Origin of the sequence: Candidatus Tumulicola sp., from assembly GCA_036490475.1 — a bacterium.
Taxonomy (GTDB): domain Bacteria; phylum Vulcanimicrobiota; class Vulcanimicrobiia; order Vulcanimicrobiales; family Vulcanimicrobiaceae; genus Tumulicola.
Genome location: DASXDT010000002.1, coordinates 278,291 through 285,071, shown reverse-complemented (window position 1 = coordinate 285,071; position 6,781 = coordinate 278,291). Strand labels below are relative to the sequence as shown.

The window sequence follows — 6,781 nt, the reverse complement described above, 5'->3', positions numbered from 1 at the left end:
GGTACGTCCGCCCGGCTCGTCCGGATTTTTTCGAGGGAAGCGACGCTGAGGCGACGCCTGCGAATTTGAGGGTGATCGCAACCGTAATGGCCTCTCAAGGCTTGGCATATCAAATCGCCGATCGCGGAGTTGCCGATATCGCTGGACGACCGTGCTACCATCTCAAACTCACGCCGTTGCGAAATCCAAAGCACAACGTCTTGCGCGAAATCTGGATCGATACCGTTACGAACTTGCCCGTGCGATACATCGCGGAGCGCTTCGTCGAAAATTATCCGGGCGACGACTATTCGTATTTCATCACAGTCGACGCTCGCAACATCGACGGTTACCTCGTGAACGTCGCGGCAGAAGGCGCGAACGCCCATCTAGGAGGCACTTCGAAATGGCACATTTTCGACGTTTCGTTTCCGAACGCGGAGCCCAACTGGGTTTTCGATCGAGAGCAATGGAAAATTCACAACGGGGAACCGATTCCAAACTTAGCGCCATCCCAGCACCGATGATCGGGTTACGGCTCGATCGCGATAGCGCTCAGAATTCCGCCGCCTTGGATGGGAATGTACGTTAGGCTTCTGCTCCGCGGATCGAAAACTTGAAGGCTGGTTTTGCCGATGCACGCAACGTACACTAATCCTCCGATCGGGCTGACGGCCAACGCCAAGTTCGTGGCACCGGTATCGAAGGAACCCGAGCAGCCGGTGAACGTGCAGGTGTGAATCTTGCCGCGCAATTCCGCCGCGTACAGGTTACCCGAATCATCGCTCGCCATCGCTTCGGGACCGAGGTCCAAGATGCGCTTGCGCTTTCCGGAGCTAACGTCGGCCACGTCGACCGCGCCTTTCGAATTACGGTACAACTTCGCCGCAATCAACGAGCCGCCCGGATTGACCGCTAGCTTTAGCGGCAAATGGTTGCCGATCGTCTCAAACCACGTTCGATTGTGGAGCGCAGACGATACCGCGCTAACGCATCGGCGAAGGCGCCTTCAAATCCAACCCACAGCGAACCGCTCGCGACGGTCATCGCAACCGGACTGTGATGATCTTTAATTTCGATCGAAGGCTTGGTTTCACCAGGCCGGTAGAGCTTAATGTCGCCGCCGACAAGTGACTTGGTGTTAACGTACAGCACGTTTTCATCGTCGGTAGCAACGGAACTGCGCGACCACGACGGCAGATTCGTGATGTCGCGTACGAGCTTGAGCGTCTGGACGTTAAACTCGAGAACCTCGTATTTGCCACCGGCAGATGGGTCGTTGAGCCCGATAAAGAGACGTCCTCGCCGGTCGAATGCCGCCGAGTTGGCGATCTGTCGTGATGTGTGGATCGAAAGTTCGCCGGTGAACGTGTCGCTATGCGGTGGAAAGATCAAAACTTTCGTGACCGAGGGTTGCCGGTCGACGACGGCAACGGTCCCGCGGCCGAGCACGACCGGTCCGCTCGAAAACGAAGGTTGAGGCACGGTCGGGGCGCTGCCGCCGCTACAGCCGGCTATTAGGACGCATGCGAGAACTCCAAAAAGGCTCCATAGATCCGAACGCATCACGGGCATCCCTCCCTCAGCATTGTTGCCTGCCGCATTTCCTGAAGGTAGTTTCAAAAGAGGCGGCCTGCTTGCCTGGTCGTTTACAAGCGTTGAACGGGTATTGATCAATGGGCGAAACGTGCCGGCGAGCCGATTCCGAATCTGGCGCCGGCTCAGCCCATCGAATAGGGCCTTTCGAACGCCGTCTGCGACGACTATGCAGTCCATTCGGAGCGAGCGAAAGCCGATGCTAGACGAACGAGATCGAAGCCGAACGCTAATACCATCGGCACGCCCACATACGGAAACGTTGCGAAGAAGCACCCGAGTGCGATCGAAAAAGGAAGTACTGCGTACAGAATACGATCGATGGATACGGGTGCCCCACCGGCCACCAGGCTGAGTATTGCCGAAAAACCAAAAACGACCGCGGCGGCTCCCAGTGCCTTGCGAAAATACCAGAGCGCGAAGCCGCCCAGCAAAATGATCGTCGCGGTTGGAAAATCCCTAGCCCAGGCCCAATGCTCCCAATATACGACAAACGCCCAAAGCGATATCGTCAGCCACGGCGGCATTCGCTTCAAGAGGACGATTGCTACGGCGATGAACAGCAACTGCAATTGAAAACGCCAGTGTTCGAACGAATACGTACCGCGCATTGCAAGTACGCCCCATCGCGATAGTCCCGAGCCGTCGATTTGACGCCACGCGGCTTCGGCGTGCAGCGGAGCCAACGGATCGCCAAATCGAATGCCGCAGTACGTGCCCATTACGACAACGCCGGTCGTTGCGGCCGCGGCGCACAGGAATGCGGCGGTTTTTCGCTTCTCGATAATGGCGGAGAGTAAGAAAGCCGGTAAGAGCCAAAGGCCGGCGGGTCTTGCGAGCGATGCGAGCGCGGTCCATACAGCGGCGCGTCCATACCGCGCTCCATCGAAATCGCGCAACGCGAGCGCCGATAGCAACATGAACGGCGCTTCAGAATAGGCGACGCTGCCAAAAAGCGATAACGGAAAAAATGCGAGGACCGCTACGGTCCAGCGCGCCGTTACGACACCTATGCGTTCGCGGATCCACCCGAATACGACCCAGAGGGTCGCCAAGAACGCGCCATTCGAGACGACGATTGCCGCAACATCGAATGGTACGTGGGCGAACATGAGCACGCGCACGACCAGCGGGTACAAGGGAAAAAAGGCGACGGAACTATATCCGCCGTTTGCCGAGTAACTGTAACCAGTCGTCGCGATCGTCTCGTACCATCGTCCATCCCAGTTGGTGACCATTCCGAGATGAGGACGCTGGATCGCAAGAAAACCGATCGCTACCAGTACACGGCTGATTAGCCACACCGTCAGGACGAACGCTCCACCGCCAATAACGAAGTTGTAAGGCCAGAGCCCTGTCCTCCGTAAAGGCGCCGGTTCCGTGGTTACGATTCGCGCTTACTCGGCGGGTACGTTTGCGCGATGGTTTTCAGCTGCTCGATCGCAGCAGGCAAATACGACTGGTCGATCTCCGTTTCGTAACGGTACTCTTCCCAATATCCCGGCGACATCGTTAGTTCGAACTCGAGCTGACCGCGTAGTCCTGCCGTGAGTTCGATTTTGAATCCCGGCTCAGTGCTTTCGAAAACCGCCTTACCCTTTAACGACTTGTGCAAGTCCTCGAACTGTATCAACCCGGCGTAGAGATCGTCGGCGAGAGCGAACGTGCCCGCGATAAGAGTGCTCGAGGCGAGCGAACTAAAGTGAGCGGTGATGTCGATCCAGTTATCGGTCCAGTCGGTTTCCCAACCGCGAATCCAAAGCGAAAAGTTCTCGAGCTTAAACGCCGGCTCGCCGAGCTCTTGAATTTGTGCGCCGAATCTCGCTTTAGCCACTAAAAGACGACTTGTGCAATCGAGACGTGCGTGATGCGCTTGTTCGGCCAGTTGACGCTCTGGGCGGTCCAAAAGGGGGTCGAATTATCTGGCTGGCCGATGATCCACCGAGGGTCTTTGCATTGATAATTTAGGCGTTCGTCATGCACCGCGTCGGTCGCGCCGGTCTCGAAGAAGCACTTCTCGCCGTTCGTCAAGCGCAAGCCCCAAGGCTGATTGTGCGGCTGCAAAAATTGCGTCATCGGCGTCGGAGCCGACGGCAATGGCTTCGTGAGTTTGAATAGAACGACGCGTTTCGCGAACGGGTCGTTCGAACACGCGACGGCGTGCGGATGCCCGGTCGGCGCGAAGCATGGATCGTAAATCGAGTCGTGCGCCATGCATCGATAGGCATCGCCTCGGCTCGTCGAAAGCGAGTCCGTCCAGCAATTTCCGGTTACCGTTTCGACCACGTGAAAATCCAACCGAAGGGTGCCGGCAGACGTCCATGGGGAAAAGAACGTTACGAGCGTTTTCGACGCGGCACACGCCGGGGAGCAGCTAAAAAACGCAAATAGGCAGGCGGCGATCAAGCCGCCTGCGATGCGAGGTGTGTTGCGAGCGTTATTTCGCATGCGGCGCGGCGAGTTCACCGAGCATATCCGGCGTGCCGTCGATTCGCTCGAGATGGGGATAGAGTATGCCACCATGGTAGTCGAGGTTGAGCGTCTGGAACCAGCCACTCTGCGAAACGATTAACGGAATCGATCCGCTTCCACCCTTGGTAGCCCGAAGCGCGTACCGGAATGCGCCACCTGAAAACGCTTGTCCCGCGACGGCTTGAATCACCATGCCGGGCGCCAGGCCGGCCGCCCACGCCGGCGAGTTGGTGCGAACGTCGCGAACCGTTCCCTTTGCAGAGATCGACGCTCCAAACGAATACCAACCGTTGACTCCGCCGTCGCCGTTCGCTTCGAGAAATTCGTTCGGCGCGGATGTGTAGACGATTTTCCAACCCGAGCGCTCGAGTTCGTCGGTCGGCGGATGTTCGGTCGGGTGATACACGTACTTTTCAAAGAAGGCTTGCCAATCGTACGGTTCGACTTCACCCAACAAACGCTCGACTTGCTCGCGGGTGTAGGTGTCGACGATCGGTCCGGTCAGCGGCGGCGCCGTGAAACGATGCAGGAACGTGTCGAGCGAACGCGCGCCGTGCGACCGCGCGCGAATAATCGTGTCGACGTCGAGCCACAGCAGTTCGCCTTCGGTATAAAAATCGCCCGAGTTGCGACGGATCGAGTCGTACGAACCTAGCGCCTGATACAAATAGGGTGCGCTCGTCGTGAGATCGATGAGCGGCGTGGTCGAACGCCCCGACTCCAGATCCTCGTCGGCATACTCCGTCGCCAGATACTCCGGATATTTCTTTGGTTCGCGGATGCCCGCTCTAAACGATAGCAAGTCGCCGAGATACTGATTCATGCCCTCATACACCCAGAGCAGATCCGTGCGCATCGGCACTTGAAAGTTCGGCGTCGTTAAATCCGCGGGGCGCCGGTATTTGCCGTTCCACGAGTGCGAAAACTCGTGCGTAATTAAGTCACCGTCGGCCAGCGACTCGTCCGGATCGGTAAGAAAACCGGTGTCGGCGCGATCGTCACTCGACTGATGATGTTCGATGCCTTGCGGGTCGACCGAGTCGCTCAGCGTCAGTAACGCGTGATAGTCGTAAAAATGCCGCGATCCGTACATTGCGAACGCTTCGGCCGGCACGCGCTTATACGCCGCGAGCAGATCGGAGGGGATATCGAGATCCTGCGGCTGATCCGCGAACGCGTCGAGCTGGACGAACGCTGTTCCATCTTGCCATAGATTCCATTTTTTCACGAACCGTCCGAGATCCAGCGGTGAATCGACGAGCATCTCCAGCGGCGTGACGGCGAAATCGACGCGATTTCCGGTTTGCACTGGATCGCGAAGCGCCGTCGCGTACTGCCAGCCGGCGGGCAACAAAATCGACGGTTTGATTTGATAATCGTGCGAATTTACGCCGTCTTGATACAGTAATGCGCGATTCCAGTTGACGATCGCCAACGAGAGCGTCGACATCACGTCGTGTGGCGCGTTCATCAAAACATCGAAGCTCACGTCTAACGTCTGCACGCCTGGTGGCACCGTCACGTGAAACGCGTACATGTCGACGTCGTCGCGACGCCAGTCGAGCGCGTTGCCGCCGGCCGAAATACGTATGGCGGCCAGATCGTTGAGCGGTCCGGTCGGCCCATGCTCTCCGGGAATCCATTTTGGATAGACCAGCGTACACCGGCCCGGAGTTACCGGAACGGTTTCGTGAACGTACATAATTCCGCGCGCCGCCGAGGACGCGTCGAGAACCAAAGTAACGGTCGGCGCGGCCTGCGCTTGGTTCCTTGCCGCCGCAACCGCTACAACCGCGGCGACTGCCGCGAAAAGACGAATCCAACGATGCATGGGAGCCCGGTTCTTAGCGATGCCTGGCGCACCTCCGGCCTCCGGCAGGTCCGGCTAGCAGGAAAAACCAATAGCGCCAGGTTCTCCACGCCCTTTGCCAGGAGGTCTATAATCCACGTGAAGATCGTGGTAACGGTCAAACTTGTTCCAGACCCAAACGCCGAGAAGCGCCTCGATCCGCAAACGAAGCACCTCGTGCGGACCGGCGTCGAAACGGTGCTCAATCCGTACGACGAGTACGCGCTCGAGGCCGCGCTGCAATTACGCGAACGCGCGCCCGGGTCGACCGTGACGGTGTTTAGCATGGGGCCTGAAGCGCTAAAAGAGACGTTGCGTAAAGCGCTCGCGATGGGCGCCGACGAGGCCGTCTTTCTTAGCGACCCCGCATTGGCGGGCAGCGACGTTTGGACGACGTCGCTCGCGATGTCCCGTGCGCTGTCGAAAATTGGATTCGACCTCTTGATCGTCGGCGGACTGACGGACGACGGAAGCACCGGCGCCGTTCCGGGTTCTCTCGCCGAGCATCTGCAAGTGCCATGCGTTACTAATGCACGCAAGGCGGAAATTGCTGACAATCGTTTGAGCGTGGAGCGCGAGACGGACACCGGTTACCAAACGGTCGACGTCGCGTTACCCGCGCTGCTCACGACCGCCCTGACGTTTGGAGAGCCGCGGTACGCATCGCTCAAGGGCATCATGGGAGCCAAGAAAAAGACGATCGCCGCTTTGTCGACCGCCGACCTCGAGCTGGAAGCGCCGGTCGGTGCCGCTGGGTCGAAAGTGACCATCGAGAGCTTCGCTCCGCCGCCAGCCCGTGGACGGGGTCGCGTTGTGGAAGCTGCCGACGGAGCTGCCGGAGCGGCCGCGATTTTCGAATTTTTACGCGAGAAGAGGCTGGCCTAA

At 58.5% G+C, this 6,781-nt stretch carries 8 protein-coding genes; 2 read left to right on the top strand and 6 right to left on the bottom strand.

Annotated elements, in window-relative coordinates; genetic code table 11:
- On the top strand, positions 1–506 hold a 506-nt coding region (locus tag VGF98_02830), incomplete at its 5' end, for a hypothetical protein (GenBank protein HEY1680560.1).
- 5 nt (positions 507–511) lie between these two features.
- On the opposite strand, the gene VGF98_02825 is transcribed toward VGF98_02830, so the two are convergent.
- The 6 genes from VGF98_02825 to VGF98_02800 form a co-directional block, all read right to left on the bottom strand.
- On the bottom strand, positions 512–910 hold the full coding sequence (locus VGF98_02825; GenBank protein HEY1680559.1) for a hypothetical protein: 399 nt from the start codon (positions 908–910) through the stop codon (positions 512–514).
- A complete protein-coding gene (locus VGF98_02820) occupies positions 901–1,548 on the bottom strand; it encodes a hypothetical protein (GenBank protein HEY1680558.1) in 648 nt (215 codons plus the stop codon). Before VGF98_02820 ends, VGF98_02825 begins: the two co-directional genes overlap by 10 nt.
- Positions 1,549–1,742: 194 nt before the next feature.
- Entirely contained in the window at positions 1,743–2,879 is a 1,137-nt protein-coding gene (locus tag VGF98_02815; protein ID HEY1680557.1) for a hypothetical protein, read from the bottom strand.
- Between the two features lie 80 nt (positions 2,880–2,959).
- Entirely contained in the window at positions 2,960–3,409 is a 450-nt protein-coding gene (locus tag VGF98_02810; protein ID HEY1680556.1) for a hypothetical protein, read from the bottom strand.
- Positions 3,409–4,023 carry a hypothetical protein gene (locus VGF98_02805; GenBank protein HEY1680555.1) on the bottom strand — a complete coding sequence of 205 codons (615 nt, stop codon included), beginning with the start codon at positions 4,021–4,023 and terminating at the stop codon, positions 3,409–3,411. Before VGF98_02805 ends, VGF98_02810 begins: the two co-directional genes overlap by 1 nt.
- Positions 4,013–5,878, bottom strand: a complete 1,866-nt coding sequence (locus tag VGF98_02800; protein HEY1680554.1) for a hypothetical protein — start codon at positions 5,876–5,878, stop codon at positions 4,013–4,015. The genes VGF98_02805 and VGF98_02800 overlap by 11 nt, the downstream gene beginning before the upstream one ends.
- Before the next feature lie 117 nt (positions 5,879–5,995).
- Here VGF98_02800 and VGF98_02795 point away from each other — a divergent pair, with 117 nt between their 5' ends.
- A complete protein-coding gene (locus VGF98_02795) occupies positions 5,996–6,781 on the top strand; it encodes an electron transfer flavoprotein subunit beta/FixA family protein (protein ID HEY1680553.1) in 786 nt (261 codons plus the stop codon).

Excerpts from the sequence above, each read along its gene's own strand:
- VGF98_02805 (HEY1680555.1), bottom strand. The coding sequence starts at position 4,023 with ATGCGAAATAACGCTCGCAACACACCTCGCATCGCAGGCGGCTTGATC.
- VGF98_02800 (HEY1680554.1), bottom strand. The coding sequence starts at position 5,878 with ATGCATCGTTGGATTCGTCTTTTCGCGGCAGTCGCCGCGGTTGTAGCG.